Annotated in this window: 15 protein-coding genes; 13 read left to right on the forward strand and 2 right to left on the reverse strand. The window is 40.0% G+C overall.

The genetic code is table 11. From position 1 onward, the window contains the following. The first annotated feature begins 113 nt into the window (after positions 1–113). Genes secY2 through asp5 form a run of 9 tightly spaced genes read left to right on the forward strand, consistent with a single transcriptional unit; the run spans position 114 to position 10506 of the window. Positions 114–1331, forward strand: coding sequence for an accessory Sec system protein translocase subunit SecY2 (gene secY2, locus KUA57_RS06830; RefSeq protein ID WP_081109294.1), 1218 nt, complete (start codon positions 114–116; stop codon positions 1329–1331). Positions 1332–1340: 9 nt separating this feature from the next. Then, positions 1341–2921: an accessory Sec system protein Asp1 gene (gene asp1, locus KUA57_RS06835; RefSeq protein ID WP_070481834.1), complete on the forward strand. Its 1581-nt coding sequence runs from the start codon at positions 1341–1343 to the stop codon at positions 2919–2921. Next, positions 2905–4440, forward strand: coding sequence for an accessory Sec system protein Asp2 (gene asp2 / locus KUA57_RS06840; protein WP_049488421.1), 1536 nt, complete (start codon positions 2905–2907; stop codon positions 4438–4440). The genes asp1 and asp2 overlap by 17 nt, the downstream gene beginning before the upstream one ends. Beyond that, positions 4437–4877 (forward strand): accessory Sec system protein Asp3, encoded by a 441-nt coding sequence (gene asp3, locus KUA57_RS06845; protein ID WP_125447856.1) that lies wholly within the window; start codon positions 4437–4439, stop codon positions 4875–4877. Before asp2 ends, asp3 begins: the two co-directional genes overlap by 4 nt. Beyond that, complete coding sequence (gene secA2, locus KUA57_RS06850) at positions 4870–7242, forward strand: accessory Sec system translocase SecA2 (RefSeq protein ID WP_218493919.1); 2373 nt, start codon at positions 4870–4872, stop codon at positions 7240–7242. Before asp3 ends, secA2 begins: the two co-directional genes overlap by 8 nt. Positions 7243–7254: 12 nt before the next feature. Next, on the forward strand, positions 7255–8766 hold the full coding sequence (gtfA, locus tag KUA57_RS06855; RefSeq protein ID WP_218493920.1) for an accessory Sec system glycosyltransferase GtfA: 1512 nt from the start codon (positions 7255–7257) through the stop codon (positions 8764–8766). Further along, a complete protein-coding gene (gtfB, locus tag KUA57_RS06860; protein WP_218493921.1) occupies positions 8759–10096 on the forward strand; it encodes an accessory Sec system glycosylation chaperone GtfB in 1338 nt (445 codons plus the stop codon). The genes gtfA and gtfB overlap by 8 nt, the downstream gene beginning before the upstream one ends. 1 nt (position 10097) lies before the next feature. After that, positions 10098–10277, forward strand: coding sequence for an accessory Sec system protein Asp4 (asp4, locus tag KUA57_RS06865; protein WP_049488410.1), 180 nt, complete (start codon positions 10098–10100; stop codon positions 10275–10277). A 4-nt stretch (positions 10278–10281) separates the two neighbouring features. Then, positions 10282–10506, forward strand: coding sequence for an accessory Sec system protein Asp5 (asp5, locus tag KUA57_RS06870; RefSeq protein WP_004260825.1), 225 nt, complete (start codon positions 10282–10284; stop codon positions 10504–10506). A 50-nt stretch (positions 10507–10556) separates the two neighbouring features. Here asp5 and KUA57_RS06875 read toward each other — a convergent pair whose 3' ends face one another. Both KUA57_RS06875 and sstT read right to left on the reverse strand, forming a co-directional pair. Next, positions 10557–11510 carry an aromatic acid exporter family protein gene (locus KUA57_RS06875; RefSeq protein WP_218493922.1) on the reverse strand — a complete coding sequence of 318 codons (954 nt, stop codon included), beginning with the start codon at positions 11508–11510 and terminating at the stop codon, positions 10557–10559. A gap of 67 nt (positions 11511–11577) precedes the next feature. After that, positions 11578–12783: a serine/threonine transporter SstT gene (gene sstT / locus KUA57_RS06880; RefSeq protein WP_218493923.1), complete on the reverse strand. Its 1206-nt coding sequence runs from the start codon at positions 12781–12783 to the stop codon at positions 11578–11580. A gap of 151 nt (positions 12784–12934) precedes the next feature. Between sstT and KUA57_RS06885 the strand changes: the two genes are divergently transcribed. Genes KUA57_RS06885 through yqeH form a run of 4 tightly spaced genes read left to right on the forward strand, consistent with a single transcriptional unit; the run spans position 12935 to position 16112 of the window. Further along, entirely contained in the window at positions 12935–13501 is a 567-nt protein-coding gene (locus KUA57_RS06885) for a mechanosensitive ion channel family protein (protein WP_061590246.1), read from the forward strand. A 51-nt stretch (positions 13502–13552) separates the two neighbouring features. Next, positions 13553–14461: a magnesium transporter CorA family protein gene (locus KUA57_RS06890; RefSeq protein WP_218493924.1), complete on the forward strand. Its 909-nt coding sequence runs from the start codon at positions 13553–13555 to the stop codon at positions 14459–14461. A 14-nt stretch (positions 14462–14475) separates the two neighbouring features. After that, positions 14476–15003: a YqeG family HAD IIIA-type phosphatase gene (locus KUA57_RS06895; RefSeq protein WP_250646329.1), complete on the forward strand. Its 528-nt coding sequence runs from the start codon at positions 14476–14478 to the stop codon at positions 15001–15003. Positions 15004–15005: 2 nt separating this feature from the next. Then, on the forward strand, positions 15006–16112 hold the full coding sequence (yqeH, locus tag KUA57_RS06900) for a ribosome biogenesis GTPase YqeH (RefSeq protein WP_218493926.1): 1107 nt from the start codon (positions 15006–15008) through the stop codon (positions 16110–16112). Positions 16113–16299 lie beyond the last annotated feature (187 nt).

Raw genomic sequence — 16299 nt, forward strand, 5'->3', positions numbered from 1 at the left:
TTTTTTAATACTGAAATAAACAAGATAAAAATATTAAATAGTATTTTTAAAAGTATCAGAATATAAAATGAATTTTACAAAAACAAAGAATTAGGAGATTGAGAGGATAAGTTTTGAAAAACTTTTTTTCATCTGTTGTATTAAAAAAAGGATTTATGACGATTTTTTTTATTCTTATTTATATTGTAGGAAGCAGACTGACATTACCTTTTGTTGACCTAAATAGTAAAGATTTTTTAGGAGGTTCAACAGCCTATCTAGCCTTCTCAGCCGCCCTTACAGGTGGGAACCTAAGAAGTTTATCGCTTTTTTCTATAGGATTATCACCTTGGATGTCCGCGATGATTTTATGGCAGATGTTTTCTTTTTCGAAAAAGTTAGGCTTGAATTCTACAGCGATTGAAATTCAAGATCGTCGAAAAATGTATCTGACCTTGCTGATTGCTGTTATTCAATCTTTGGCAATTTCTCTAAGTTTACCGATACAAGCATCCTATTCTTCGGTCTTGGTTATACTTATAAATACCTTATTACTAATAGCGGGGACCTTTTTTCTGGTGTGGTTGTCAGATTTGAATGCCAGTATGGGGGTAGGGGGATCCATTGTCATTCTCTTATCTAGTATTATCATCAATATTCCCCAGGATGTTATTGAAACTTTTAAACTGGTTCATATCCCAACAGGGATTGTTGTCTTGCTTATTTTTATGACCGTTATATTTTCTTACTTGCTTTCCATTATGTATCGTGCGCGTTATCTAGTGCCAGTCAATAAGATAGGACTTCACAATCGTTTTAAACGCTATTCTTATCTCGAAATCATGTTGAATCCTGCAGGTGGAATGCCTTATATGTATGTGATGAGTTTTCTTAGTGTACCAACTTATCTATTCATCTTATTAGGCTTTCTTTTCCCCGACGCTTCAGGACTGACGAGATTATCTAAGGAATTTATGATTGGAAAACCTTTGTGGGTCTATGTTTATATTTCGGTCTTATTTTTATTTAGTATCATTTTTGCATTTGTGACAATGAATGGTGAAGAGATTGCAGATCGCATGAAAAAATCTGGAGAATACATTTATGGAATTTATCCAGGCGAGGACACTAGTCGATTTATTAATCGATTGGTCCTTCGTTTCTCAGTCATAGGTGGTCTCTTTAATGTGATTATGGCAGGTGGTCCCATGCTTTTTGTTTTGTATGATGAAAAGTTATTACGATTGGCAATGATTCCAGGCTTGTTCTTGATGTTTGGGGGCATGATTTTTACGATTAGAGACGAGTTCAAGGCTTTAAGGTTAAATGAAACCTATAAACCCTTGATTTAGGAGACTTTTATGTATTATTTTATTCCAGCTTGGTATGGTTCAGAAAGAACATGGCATGCAACTATCACTCCATGGTACTTTTCTCATTTTCGTCTAGAGTTTGATGATACCTTTCATCAGATTCGACTCCTGCAAAGGCAAGATATAGATTCTCGACTATTAGTATTAGCTTACCAACCTCATCTACGTTATTTTTTACATAGACATGGGGTGTTAGAAACGGATACTTATTCCGTTTTTGATGTTATGCAAGATTTTCATAATCCCCATACCCAAGTTTTAAGCATTCGAGATATTGAGTGGGATAATGACTGTGAATTTATTTATAGTCCCTTTACGATTATCGTTCAAAAAAATGGGAAGAAATTTGCTAAGGTTGAACATGGGGTTGAAGGTTTCATCAGTGATATACAGTATTTTGAACCGAATGGTCAAATACATATGCACTATATCATGGATGATCGTGGATTTGTATCGAGCGTTATCTTTTTTGAAGATGGGCAAGCGGCCTATCAAGAATATTTGAATCCCAAGGGAGTGTGGCAATTTAGAGAGCGTTTAAAAGAAGGCGGGCGGGTAGAAGTCAATCCAATTTTTGGTTATCGCTTTAAAGCGCTCATCTATCAAGACATGGGAGATTTGGTGACAGAATTTTTTGAGAATTATCTGCAAAAATATGTGAAGGATCAGGATATTTTTATGCTTCCTTCTCATCCTCACCATGACCAGCTAGTATTAGACCGTTTACCTAGTGCCAATCCTAAACTGTTGAGTCTTTTCATTGGGCGTAATCCTCAAGACACCTTTAGAGATTTAGATTCAACTTTTGAAAAATCAGATTTGATTTTGGTGGATAGAGAGGATAGTTTACGATTGTTGCAGGAGTTGTATCCTGAACGAATGCATCAATTTTATCATTTATCATCATTTGACACCCGATTACGATTGGGGAGAAGTCAAACTAAGAAAGAATCCATCATATATTATCAACTGGATTTTGAGCAGGGAATTGATAATCAAGCTCTACTTCAAGTCTTGGCCTTTGTCGCTGAAAATAAAGATACTGAGGTGATTTTTGGAGCCTTTGCTGCTAGTCAGGAGCAAATGAATGAGGTTGAAAGGATTGTTGAGTCTTTCATCCAAGAAAACATTCAATTCGAAAGTCTGGGAAAGGCACTTGATTATGGTGATGCAGAAAATCCTCTGGAAGAAAATCAACACCAGGACTTACGCATACAGTTTGTCAATTTGAATGATGAGTTAGATTTGATAAAAACACTAGAATTTGTCCGTTTGATTGTGGATTTAAATAGACAGCCTCATCTCTACACACAGATAGCTGGTATTAGTGCAGGAATTCCTCAAATCAATCTAGTTGAAACCGTCTATGTTGAACATTTAAAAAATGGTTATTTGCTGACAGATGTGACAGAATTTTCTAAGGCTGCACATTATTACACAGATAGGTTGAAAGAGTGGAATGAGTCCTTGATTTATTCGATTGATAAGATTAAGGAGCACACAGGACAACAATTTCTTGAAAAATTAGAGAAATGGATAGAGGGGGCTCGACATGTCAAAAGGTCTTAAAATTTTACAAATAGGACTTGATAACTGGTCTCATCAATATGAAATCCCAGAAAATATGGACTGGTATTTTGTTTGCCCTCGGTCTTCTAAGGCATTGCGCAAGATGATCGAGATAGATACTATCAGTCGTTTTCAAGCTGTTTTGATTGAAGATGGGAACTCTTTAACAGATGTCCTTGAGTTTACCAATTTTTTCGAACCTCATGGTCTTTTTTATAATCAGGATTTTAAGACGACAGATCCCCTTCTTTTAGATATATTAAAAAAACAATGTGCACAGCCCGTAGATTTTTCGGATCCGCAGGCTTTATTGCAGGACCTATCCACTTCTCTTTTTAGTGGGGGATATGGGGATAAATTATTTCCGTCAAATATTCAAATTCATTCTTCTTTTGAAGGCTCTATATCTTATCAAGGATTGGAGCATGTAATGATAGAAGGTGATTTTGGAACGAACTTTCATCAATTGGCCTGTTGGTCTCATAATTTTATGGTTTATAAAAATTTGCCTATAGAATTATGGCTAGAGTATGAAAAACAGGGGAATTGTGAGTTTAGGTTTATAGTCCGAAAGATAATTGAAGGGAATATAGACCATTTTTTTGAAGAAGAAGTTTATACTGAAGCAGATTTGGAAAAAGCTATCGTTATAGATAGTATAGATACTAATTTTTTACTATTTTTATCTGTTGAAGCAAGAGGTCATGGAACTATCAAACTGGGTAATCTTCACCAACGTTGGAGTCGAAAACAATTTGGTAAGTTTGTACTTGGTGGGAATATCCTACATGATTCCAAGCGTGATGAAATAAACTATTTCTTCCATCCGGGTGATTTTAAACCGCCTTTAGCTGTCTATTTTTCAGGTTATCGACCTGCAGAAGGATTCGAGGGCTACTTTATGATGAAAACCCTAGGATGTCCCTTCATTTTATTTTCTGATCCACGTTTAGAAGGGGGAGCTTTTTATCTAGGAACAGATGAGCTAGAGGGAAAGGTCAAAGAGACGATAGCTCATTATCTTGATTATTTAGGCTTTGATCGAAAGGATTTGATTTTATCAGGTCTTTCTATGGGAACGTTTCCGGCTCTCTATTATGGTGCTTCTTTTGAACCTCATGCCATCATAGTCGGTAAGCCCTTGGCTAATTTAGGAACCATAGCTAGCCGTGGACGTTTGGACGCACCGGGTGTCTCTAACTTGGCTTTTGATTGTTTAATTCACCATACAGGTGGGAGAAGTTCGCAAGATATGACGGAGTTGGATCAGCGTTTTTGGAAAATATTTAAACAAGCAAATTTTTCAAAGACAACCTTTGGTTTGTCCTATATGAAAGATGAAGAAATGGATCCTCAGGCTTATGAGAATCTAGTTACTTATTTATGTAATACAGGTGCCAAGATTTTATCTAAAGGAACTGCTGGACGACACAATGATGATACAGATACCAATATTGCTTGGTTTCTTCACTTTTATCGAATGGTACTAGCAAGTGATTTTGGAAGGGAGAAAGAATGATTATTACACAGAGACAGTCTATTCATTGGGGAGAAGTTGGCGGGACTTATATGTACGGATCAACTGTATCTTGTTTTCCTGATAAAAGTGTCCGTCTTTATAATCCTCTATTGCCATCTGGTGAAATTCTCAAGACTTGGTTTTCTAGTGTCAATTACCAGGCAGCACGGACTCAGCCCCAGCTTCCTTTACTAAAAAGAAATCAGGAGTATCAACTATCACTGGTTTTTGATTGTCAGCCTGAAAATGGAGTTTATACCAAGATAACTTTTTTTGACCGCTATGGTGATATTTTAGAAGAAAAGGTAGAAAAAGTGAAAGATTTCATATTTACTTATCCAGAAGATAGTTATACTTATCAAGTTTCTCTTTTAAGTACTGGTTTTGAATCCATAACTTTTTATCATTTTTCTATCAAGGAGATCAGAAGTGTTTAGACGTTTAGGTCAAGATTTCCAGCTTAGGAAAGTAAAAAAGATTTTAAAGAGGATTAATAGCTTAAAAGATAAGATGTCCTCTCTTTCGGATCAAGAATTAGTCGCTAAAACAGTGGAGTTTCGTCAGCGTCTTTCCAAAGGAGAAAGTCTAGATGACCTTTTAGTAGAAGCTTTTGCTGTGGTGCGTGAAGCGGACAAACGGATTTTAGGGATGTTCCCCTATGATGTTCAGGTCATGGGAGCTATTATCATGCACTACGGAAATGTTGCTGAGATGAACACTGGTGAAGGGAAAACCCTAACAGCCACCATGCCGGTCTATTTGAACGCTCTTTCAGGAGAAGGTGTGATGGTTGTTACGCCAAATGAGTATTTATCAAAACGTGATGCAGAGGAAATGGGCCAAGTTTATCGTTTCCTAGGCTTGACCATTGGGGTGCCATTTACAGGGGATCCAAAGAAGGAAATGAAAGCTAAAGAAAAGAAGCTTATTTATGCTTTGGATATCATTTACACAACCAATAGTAATTTAGGTTTTGATTACCTAAATGATAATCTGGCTTCGAATGAAGAAGGTAAGTTTTTGCGACCTTTTAACTATGTCATCATTGATGAAATTGATGATATCTTGCTTGATAGTGCACAAACTCCTTTGATTATTGCGGGTTCTCCCCGTGTTCAGTCTAATTACTATGGGATCATTGATACACTGGTGACAACGCTGGTCGAGGGAGAAGATTATATTTTCAAAGAGGAGAAGGAGGAGGTCTGGCTTACTACTAAGGGGGCCAAGTCTGCTGAAAGTTTCCTAGGAATTGACAACTTATATAAGGAAGAACATGCGTCCTTTGCTCGTCATTTAGTTTATGCGATTCGAGCCCATAAACTTTATACTAAAGACAAGGACTATATCATTCGTGGAAATGAGATGGTACTGGTGGATAAGGGAACAGGACGTCTAATGGAGATGACCAAACTGCAGGGAGGTCTCCATCAGGCCATTGAAGCTAAGGAACATGTCAAATTATCTCCTGAAACACGAGCTATGGCTTCTATTACTTATCAAGGCCTTTTCAAAATGTTTAATAAAGTGTCTGGAATGACGGGGACAGGAAAGGTAGCAGAAAAAGAATTTCTTGAGACTTATAATATGGCCGTTATTCGGATTCCAACCAATCGTCCTAAGCAACGAATTGATTATCCCGATAATCTCTATGTGACTTTACCAGAGAAAGTTTATGCGTCTTTGGAATACATCAAAGAGTATCATGCTAAGGGGAATCCCTTACTCGTTTTTGTTGGATCGGTTGAAATGTCTCAACTTTATTCATCACTCTTGCTTCGTGAAGGGATTGCCCACAATGTTCTCAATGCCAATAATGCTGCGCGTGAGGCCCAAATTATCGCAGAATCAGGCCAGATGGGGGCCGTAACAGTTGCAACATCTATGGCAGGACGCGGTACCGATATCAAACTTGGTAAGGGAGTCGCTGAACTTGGTGGCTTGATTGTCATTGGAACAGAGCGGATGGAAAGTCAGCGGATCGACCTTCAAATCCGTGGCCGCTCTGGTCGTCAAGGAGATCCAGGTATGAGTAAGTTTTTTGTATCACTGGAAGATGATGTTATCAAGAAATTTGCTCCATCTTGGGTTCATAAGAAGTATAAAGATTATCAAGTTCAAGATATGACGCAACCAGAAATTCTCAAAGGTCGTAAGTATCGTAACCTGGTCGAAAGGGCTCAGCATGCCAGTGATAGTGCTGGACGTTCGGCACGCCGTCAGACTCTAGAATATGCTGAAAGTATGAATATTCAACGGGATATGATTTACAAGGAACGCAATCGTCTAATAGATGGTTCTCGTGACTTAGAAGATGTAGTTTTGGATATCATCGAGAGATATACAGAAGCGGTAGCGGCTGAACACTATGCCAGTCGTGAATTACTGTTTCACTTTATTGTTACCAATATCAGTTTCCATGTAAAGGAGATTCCAGATAATCTAGACCTATCTAATCAGAAACAAGTCCGCAACTTTATTCAACAAGTTGTGAATAGAGAACTCTCTGAAAAGAAGGAATTACTGGAGAAACACGACTTGTATGAACAGTTTTTACGACTCTCCATGCTCAAGGCTATTGATGACAATTGGGTTGAGCAGGTAGATTATCTTCAGCAATTAACAATGGCTATCGGTGGCCAGTCTGCTAGTCAGAAAAATCCAATTGTAGAGTACTATCAAGAGGCCTATGCAGGCTTTGAAACCATGAAAGAACAAATCCGTGCGGATATGGTGCGTAATCTCCTGATGGGCTTAGTTGAAGTCACTCCTAAGGGTGAGATTATGACTCATTTCCCATAAAAAGAGGAAAATATGACAATATACAATATAAATTTAGGACTTGGATGGGCTAGTAGCGGTGTTGAATACGCCCAAGCCTATCGTGCTGGTGTTTTTCGGAAATTAAATTTTCCTTCTAAGTTTATCTTTACAGATATGATTTTAGCCGATAACATTCAGCACTTAACAGCCAATATTGGTTTTGATGATGAACAAGTGATCTGGCTTTATAACCACTTTACAGACATTAAGATTGCACCGACTAGCGTGACAGTGGATGATGTTTTGGCTTATTTCGGTGGTGAAGAAAGTCACAGAGAAAAAAATGGCAAGGTTTTGCGTGTTTTCTTTTCTGATCAAGATAAGTTTGTCACCTGTTATTTGGTTGATGAGGACAAGGACTTGGTCCAGTATGTAGAGTATGTTTTTAAAGGAAATTTGATTCGAAAGGATTACTTTTCTTATACGCGTTATTGTAGCGAATATTTTGCTCCCAAGGACAATGTTGCGGTCCTATGCCAACGAACTTTTTACAATGAAGATGGGACTCCAGCCTATGATATCTTGATGAATCAAGGGAAGGAAGAAATTTATCGTTTTAAGGATAAGATTTTCTATGGGAAACCAGCTTTCATGCGTGCTTTTATGAAATCCTTGAATTTGAACAAGTCTGATTTGGTCATTCTGGATAGAGAGACAGGTATTGGACAGGTTGTGTTTGAGGAAGCACAAGTAGCGCATCTAGCGGTAGTCGTTCACGCGGAGCATTATAGTGAAAATGCTACAAATGAGGATTACATCCTTTGGAATAACTATTATGACTATCAGTTTACCAATGCAGATAAGGTTGACTTCTTTATAGTGTCTACTGATAGACAAAAGGAAGTTCTACAAGATCAATTTGCCAAATATACTCAGCATCAACCAAAGATTGTTACCATTCCTGTAGGCAGTATTGATTCCTTGACTGAGTCAAGTCAAGGACGTAAGCCATTTTCATTGATTACGGCTTCACGTCTTGCCAAAGAAAAACACATTGATTGGTTGGTCAAGGCGGTCATTGAAGCTCGTAAGGAAATTCCTGAATTAACCTTTGATATTTATGGTAGCGGTGGAGAGGATTCTCTGCTTAGAGACATTATTGCAAATCATCAGGCTGAGGATTATATCCAGCTCAAGGGGCATGCGGAACTTTCGCAGATTTATAGCCAGTATGAGATTTACTTGACGGCTTCAACCAGCGAAGGCTTTGGTTTGACCTTGATGGAAGCTATTGGTTCAGGCCTTCCTCTAATCGGTTTTGATGTGCCTTATGGCAATCAGACTTTTATAGAGGATGGGAAAAATGGTTATTTGATTCCAAGTTCATCTGACCATGTAGAAGACCAAATCAAGCAAGCTTACGCAGCTAAGATTTGTCAATTGTATCAAGAAAATCGTCTAGAGGGTATGCGTGCCCATTCTTATCGAATTGCAGAAGGTTTCTTAACCAAAGAAATTTTAGAAAAGTGGAAAAAAACAGTAGAGGAGGTGCTCCATGATTGAACTTTATGATCGTTATAGTCGGGAAAGTCGAGATTTACATGAAAGCCTAGTCGCTACTGGTCTTTCTCAACTTGGAGTGGTCATCGATGCAGATGGTTTTCTGCCTGATGGTCTGGTTTCTCCTTTTACCTATTATCTAGGCTATGAAAAGGGAAAACCTCTTTATTTTAACCAAGTTCCTGTTCCAGCTTTTTGGGAAATTTCAGGCAATAATCAGTCTGCTCGTATTGAAGATATGACGCAGGAGAGAGCTGTTATTCATTATACTGATGGAATGCAGGCTCGCTTGGTTAAACAGGTAGATTGGAAAGACTTGGAAGGTCGAGTCCGTCAGGTTGACCATTACAATCGTTTCGGAGCCTGTTTTGCTACAACGACCTATAGCGCAGATAGTGATCCGGTGATGACGGTTTACCAAGATGTCAATGGTCAGGAGGTGTTACTTGAAAACCATGTGACGGGTGATATCTTATTGACTTTGCCTGGTCAGTCCATGCGTTACTTTGCAAATAAGGTTGAATTTATTACATTCTTTTTGCAAGATTTAGGGCTAGATAAGCATCAGATTATTTTTAATACTCTAGCGACTCCTTTCTTGGTTTCTTTCCATCATCCAGATAAATCTGGCTCAGATGTTTTGGTTTGGCAGGAATCTCTCTATGATGCTATTCCAGGCAATATGCAGTTGATTTTGGAAAGTGATGATGTTCGTACTAAGAAAATCATCATTCCAAACAAAGCGACTTATGAACGTGCTTTAGAGTTGACTGAAGAGAAATACCATGATCAGTTTGTGCACTTGGGTTACCATTACCAGTTTAAACGCGATAATTTCCTAAGACGAGATGCCTTAATCTTGACCAATTCCGATCAGATTGAGCAAGTAGAAGCAATCGTAGAAGCCTTGCCTGATGTTACTTTCCGTATCGCAGCGGTGACAGAGATGTCTTCTAAGCTCTTAGACATGCTTCGCTATCCTAATGTGGTCCTTTATCAGAACGCTAGTCCACAGAAGATTCAGGATCTGTATCAACTGTCGGATATTTACTTGGATATAAACCACAGCAATGAGTTGTTGCAGGCGGTGCGTCAGGCCTTTGAGCACAATCTCTTGATTCTTGGATTTAATCAGACAGTGCACAATAGACTCTATATCGCTCCTGATCATCTATTTGAAAGTAGTGAAGTTTCTGCTTTGGTTGAGACCATTAAACTGGCCCTTTCAGATGTTGAGCAAATGCGTCAGGCACTTGGCAAACAAGGCCAACATGCCAACTATGTTGACTTGGTGCGATATAAGGAAACCATGCAAACCATTTTAGGAGGCTAACATGTCAGACGAAGATTTATTTTACAAAGACGTTGAAGGTCGTATGGAAGAGTTGAAACAAAAACCGATCAAGAAAGAAAAAGAAACCCGAGGGGAAAAGATTAGTAAGATTTTTTCACTCATCTTGGGTTTAATGATTCTGATTGGTTTACTCTTTACCTTGCTAGGGATTTTGAGGTAGGCCTATGACTGATATTCTGATTGTTTTAGCTATTATCCTCTCTCTTGCTTTGATTGTATTGGTAACCATACAACCTCGTCAAAATCAACTATTTTCCATGGATGCCACTAGTAATATTGGTAAACCAAGCTACTGGCAGAGCAATACCTTGGTCAAGGTTCTCACTTTATTGGTGAGTTTGGCCTTATTTGTTTTACTATTAACCTTTATGGTGATAACTTACAAATAAAAGAAAACTTCAGATATTCACCTTTTGTGGTTGGTCTGAAGTTTTCTTTTTTACTGTCCATATTTTTGGTAAAAGTCAACTTTTACTTGGATGAAGGTTTTGGCTTCACGTAGGAGTTGAAGAAGTGTGGCACGGGTTTCAAATTCTTCTCTTGTCTTGGGCAGGCTGCGATTACGGAAGACATCCAGATAGCGTTCGATTTCATCTAGTAAATCAGAAGCAGGATTGGTCTGGCTCAGTTGCCCTGCAATTTTTGAAAAGAGTTGGGCTAAAATCAGACTTTCACTGGCAGCTAGGTGACAGGTGTTGATTTGCTGGGCCATATTTCGCAGGATACGGCTTTGTCGCTGTCTCATCTCAAAATAGTGGATATGGTAGTCAGTCTGGTGAAAGAGGTGGTCTGAGTGATCCAAATAGACAAGTCTGAGGGCTTCTTCCAAAAGGGTGTCTAATTCTTCAACCAGTTGTGCTCGGTTGCGTCCATCCCCTCTGGATAAATAATATTTGAAGCGCTGGAGAATATCTTTTAACTTTTCTTCTACCAATGTGTGGTAGTGATGAATTTCCTCTTCTCGTGAAGGCATGTAGAGATTGACAAGCAAGGCAAATCCTGTACCGATAGCAAAGAGAAGGAATTCATTGACTAGAAGGTCTGGAGAGGTTGATTTTTGCACCAAGAGATGGCTAACCAAAACAGTGCTTGGTGTGATGCCAATTTCCCAGCCCATCTTGTAGGCTAGAGGCACATAGAGGGCTAGATAGAGGCCGAGGCTCCAGATATGAAATCCGCTCAAGTGAAAAGCCAGAACGCCAATAGCTAGAGCTAGGAGCATGGAAAAGAGGCGATTGCGGGCCAGTTTTAAGGTACTTCTACGAGTGTCGGATAGGCTCAAGAGAGCGATGATTCCAGCTGAAACTGCTGAGGAGAGATTGAGAAAATAAGCAAGAAGGCAGGCAAGACAGGTAGCTAAGATGAGCTTGGTCGTACGTTGGCTAATAGACATAAGGGTTTCCTAGTAAGTTAGAATAAAAGCGGAAAAGACAAGACCTGAGCAGGCTTGCCTTTATGAGTTATTTATTACGGGCTGCTGCGTATTCGGCAACGGCAGTAAAGAGGACATCTGTAGAAGAGTTGAGGGCTGTTTCGCATGAGTCCTGGATGACACCAATCACAAATCCAACACCGACAACTTGCATGGCAATATCATTAGAAATACCGAAAAGGCTACAAGCAACTGGGATAAGAAGGAGGGATCCTCCGGCAATACCAGAAGCACCACAGGCTGAGATTGCGGCAACTACACTGAGGACAAAGGCTGTGGCAAAGTCAACAGGGATGCCAAGAGTGTTAACTGCAGCAAGGGTTAGAACATTAATGGTAATCGCAGCCCCAGCCATGTTGATAGTAGAACCGAGTGGGATAGAAACAGAATAGGTATCTGGATCTAGTCCAAGGTCGTGGCAAAGTTTCATATTGACAGGGATATTAGCCGCAGAACTACGAGTGAAGAAGGCTGTCACACCGCTGACACGCAAACATTTCCAAACGAGGGGATAAGGATTTCTCTTCATAAAGAGGAAGGCTATTAGTGGATTGACTACCAGAGCGACAAAGAACATAGTTGTCACCAAGAGGGCAAGCAAGATTCCGTAGTTAGCTAGGCTTCCGATTCCCTTATCAGAGATGGTTTTGAAGACAAGACCAAGGATACCAAATGGAGCTAAGTTGATGATCCATTCGACAATCTTAGAAGTCACATCAGCCATGGTTTTCAGCAATTCTTTACTATTTTTGCTGGCCTCTCTCATAGCAATCCCGAAAACAACTGCCCAAGATAGGATACCGATGTAGTTGGCAGTAATAAGGGCATTGACTGGATTATCAACCAGTTTGAGCAAGAGGTTGCTGAGGACCTGGCCAATTCCATCTGGTGGTGTGATTTCTGTATTGGCACTATTCAAGGTAATCTCAACAGGGACAATAAAGCTTGCTAGGACAGCAACAAGTGCCGCTGCAAAGGTTCCTACCAAGTAAAGGAAGATAACCGTTTTCATGTTGCTATCTTGTCCCTTTTGATGTTGGGAAAGGGCGTTAGCAACGAGGGCAAAGACTAGAATAGGTGCGATGGCTTTTAGGCCACCAACAAAGAGATCTCCGAGTAGGCCAATTCCTGAAATGTTAGGAAGTGTCAGCCCTAGGGTTCCTCCAATAAGCATGCCAATCAAAATCCGTTTGATTAGGCTTGCCTTATTCCAAGCATGAATGAATTTTTTCATAACAATCTCCTTTGTTGTGTAATGTTTATGATTATAGTATAAATATGAGCTAAAATCAAGAATTTTCTGTCTATTTTGGCTATTATTTTTGAATATTTATGGAGATTCATCACTTGTGAAAGTATGGTATAATAAATGAAAGGAGTTTTCTATGAAAGAATTTATTCAAACCTACCTCAATAAGCTTGATATAACAACGATTATTGAGAATATCTTGACCAAGGTACTTTCTCTGTTATTTCTATTTTTGCTATTCTACATAGCTAAAAAACTGCTTCATACAATGGTGCAGAGAATTGTCAAACCTTCTCTAAAAATGTCTCGTCATGATGTCGGGCGCCAAAAAACCATCTCACGTTTATTAGAGAATGTGTTTAATTATACCCTTTATTTCTTTTTGCTTTATTGTATCTTGTCTATTTTGGGTTTGCCAGTTTCTAGTTTGCTTGCTGGAGCTGGGATTGCTGGGGTGGCTATTGGGATGGGAGCCCAAGGTTTTCTGTCTGATGTCATCAATGGCTTTTTCATCCTCTTTGAACGTCAACTGGATGTAGGAGATGAGGTTGTTCTGACAAATGGTCCTATTACTGTATCGGGCAAGGTGGTTAGTGTTGGCATTCGAACAACGCAACTCAGAGGAGAAGACCAGGTTCTACACTTCGTTCCCAATCGGAATATCACCGTTGTCAGCAATTTCTCTCGGACAGACCAGGCCTGAAATTTTAGCAGATTTATGGTATAATAGAAAGAGTTTTGTAAAGGAGAAAAGATGGTTTTAGAAAAGCAGTTGGGCAATGGTTGTACCTGGATTAACCTAGATTTGGACAAGTTGAAAAAACTAGAGGACCTTTCTGAAATCTACGGTTTGGACAAGGAAACCATTGAATACGCGCTGGATAGAAATGAGCGCGCTCACATGGATTATCACCGTGAAAATGGGACTGTGACCTTTATCTACAATGTCTTGAACTTGAAAAAGGATAAGGCATACTATGAAGCCTTTCCCATGACCTTTATCGTGGAACATCGTCGCCTGATTACCATTAGTAATACCAAGAACGCCTATGTCATTGAACAGATGACCCGTTATCTGGAGAGTCATGACATGCTTTCGATTTACAAGTTTCTCTTTGCCAGTCTGGAAATCATCTGCAATGCCTACTATCCTGTCATCGAGCAGATGGATAAGAGTAAAGACGAGGTCAATGGCCTCTTGCGGCAGCGGACGACTAAGAAAAACCTTTTTGCCCTTTCCGACTTGGAGACTGGTATGGTTTACCTCACTGCGGCTGCCAAGCAAAATCGCATGTTGCTGGAGCATATTCAAGGGCATGCCCTCTATCGCAGTTTTAACGAGATTGAGAGAGAACAGTTTGATGATGCCATGATTGAGGCTCATCAGCTGGTATCCATGACAGACTTGATTTCTCAAGTCCTCCAACAACTATCAGCATCTTACAACAACATCCTAAACAATAATCTGAATGATAATTTGACAACTCTTACCATCATTTCAGTCTTGCTAGCGGTTTTGGCAGTAGTGACAGGCTTTTTCGGAATGAATGTTCCCTTACCTTTAACAGATGAACCCCATGCTTGGCTCTACATCAGTTTGGCTAGTGCAGGTTTGTGGATTATCCTGTCATTGTTACTAAGGAAAATTGCGAAAAAAAGTTAAGAAAAGGAGCCAGAATGGCGATTGAAAACTATATGCCAGATTTTGCTGTAGAAGCAGTTTATGATCTGACAGTCCCAAGTCTGCAGGCGCAGGGAATCAAGGCTGTTTTGGTCGATTTGGACAATACCCTCATAGCTTGGAACAACCCTGATGGGACGCCGGAGATGAAACAATGGTTACATGACCTCCGTGATGCGGGTATTCGCATCATCGTGGTCTCAAACAACACCAAAAAACGAGTTCAACGAGCAGTTGAGAAATTTGGGATTGACTACGTTTATTGGGCCTTGAAGCCTTTCACATTTGGGATTGACCGTGCCATGAAGGAATTTCACTACGACAAAAATGAAGTGGTCATGGTCGGCGACCAGCTCATGACGGATATTCGAGCAGCCCACCGTGCAGGGATTCGCTCAATTTTAGTCAAACCCTTGGTACAACACGACTCAATCAAAACGCAGATTAACCGAGCTCGTGAGCGTCGTGTCATGAGAAAAATCACTGAAAAGTACGGACCGATTACATATAAAAAAGGAATTTAACTATGGAAGAAATTCTCTGTATTGGTTGTGGAGCAACCATTCAGACGACAGACAAGGCTGATCTTGGTTTTACTCCCCAGTCGGCACTTGAAAAAGGTTTGGAGACTGGTGAAGTCTATTGCCAACGCTGTTTCCGTCTCCGCCACTACAATGAAATCACAGATGTCCAGTTGACGGACGATGATTTCCTCAAGCTCTTGCACGAGGTGGGAGACAGTGATGCTTTAGTGGTAAATGTCATTGATATCTTTGACTTTAATGGCTCTGTCATTCCAGGCTTGCCACGCTTTGTATCGGGCAATGATGTCCTCTTGGTGGGAAATAAAAAAGATATCCTGCCTAAGTCAGTTAAGCCTGGTAAGATTAGCCAGTGGCTCATGGAACGTGCCCACGAAGAAGGGCTTCGTCCAGTCGATGTCGTCCTAACTTCAGCCCAAAACAAACATGCTATTAAGGAAGTCATAGACAAAATCGAGCACTACCGAAAGGGCCGTGATGTCTATGTGGTCGGTGTGACCAACGTTGGAAAATCAACTCTTATCAATGCCATTATCCAAGAAATTACGGGTGATCAGAATGTCATCACGACTTCACGCTTCCCAGGGACAACCTTGGATAAGATTGAGATTCCGCTTGATGACGGTTCTTATATCTACGATACACCGGGGATTATCCACCGCCACCAGATGGCCCACTACTTGACTGCCAAAAACCTCAAGTATGTCAGCCCTAAAAAGGAAATCAAACCTAAAACCTATCAGCTCAATCCTGAACAAACTCTGTTTTTAGGAGGTCTCGGACGCTTTGACTTCATTGCGGGCGAAAAGCAAGGTTTCACAGCTTTCTTTGACAATGAACTTAAACTCCACCGTACCAAGCTTGAAGGCGCTGATGCCTTTTATGATAAGCACCTTGGAACTCTTCTAACCCCACCAAATAGCAAGGAAAAAGAAGATTTTCCAAAATTGGTCCAACATGTATTTAACATTAAGGAAAAGACAGACCTAGTCATCTCAGGACTAGGCTGGATCCGTGTAACAGGAACTGCTAAAGTCGCCGTCTGGGCACCGGAAGGCGTCGCCGTCGTCACACGAAAAGCAATCATTTAAACACAGAAAGGAAAGGGTTATCTGAATTCGGGCGAGCAGGGAGAGCCTATAGAGAATACTTTTCGCCGTGGTGTCAGTTGGTACAAGTGATTGTACCAACTGCGGAAAATTTGAGACCTTAGGCTCAAATTTTAGTCATGAAAGTCCGAAGGACTTTGCTGACATCCGTCACCACTTCAGAAAAGTA

Source organism: Streptococcus vulneris (genome assembly GCF_019218685.1).
Classification (GTDB): Bacteria; Bacillota; Bacilli; order Lactobacillales; family Streptococcaceae; genus Streptococcus; species Streptococcus vulneris.

Coding starts and splice junctions, on each gene's coding strand:
- asp1 (WP_070481834.1), top strand. CDS start 1,341: ATGTATTATTTTATTCCAGCTTGGTATGGTTCAGAAAGAACATGGCAT.
- asp2 (WP_049488421.1), top strand. CDS start 2,905: ATGTCAAAAGGTCTTAAAATTTTACAAATAGGACTTGATAACTGGTCT.
- asp3 (WP_125447856.1), top strand. CDS start 4,437: ATGATTATTACACAGAGACAGTCTATTCATTGGGGAGAAGTTGGCGGG.
- gtfA (WP_218493920.1), top strand. CDS start 7,255: ATGACAATATACAATATAAATTTAGGACTTGGATGGGCTAGTAGCGGT.
- gtfB (WP_218493921.1), top strand. CDS start 8,759: ATGATTGAACTTTATGATCGTTATAGTCGGGAAAGTCGAGATTTACAT.
- asp4 (WP_049488410.1), top strand. CDS start 10,098: ATGTCAGACGAAGATTTATTTTACAAAGACGTTGAAGGTCGTATGGAA.
- asp5 (WP_004260825.1), top strand. CDS start 10,282: ATGACTGATATTCTGATTGTTTTAGCTATTATCCTCTCTCTTGCTTTG.
- KUA57_RS06875 (WP_218493922.1), bottom strand. CDS start 11,510: ATGTCTATTAGCCAACGTACGACCAAGCTCATCTTAGCTACCTGTCTT.
- sstT (WP_218493923.1), bottom strand. CDS start 12,783: ATGAAAAAATTCATTCATGCTTGGAATAAGGCAAGCCTAATCAAACGG.
- KUA57_RS06885 (WP_061590246.1), top strand. CDS start 12,935: ATGAAAGAATTTATTCAAACCTACCTCAATAAGCTTGATATAACAACG.
- KUA57_RS06890 (WP_218493924.1), top strand. CDS start 13,553: ATGGTTTTAGAAAAGCAGTTGGGCAATGGTTGTACCTGGATTAACCTA.
- KUA57_RS06895 (WP_250646329.1), top strand. CDS start 14,476: ATGGCGATTGAAAACTATATGCCAGATTTTGCTGTAGAAGCAGTTTAT.
- yqeH (WP_218493926.1), top strand. CDS start 15,006: ATGGAAGAAATTCTCTGTATTGGTTGTGGAGCAACCATTCAGACGACA.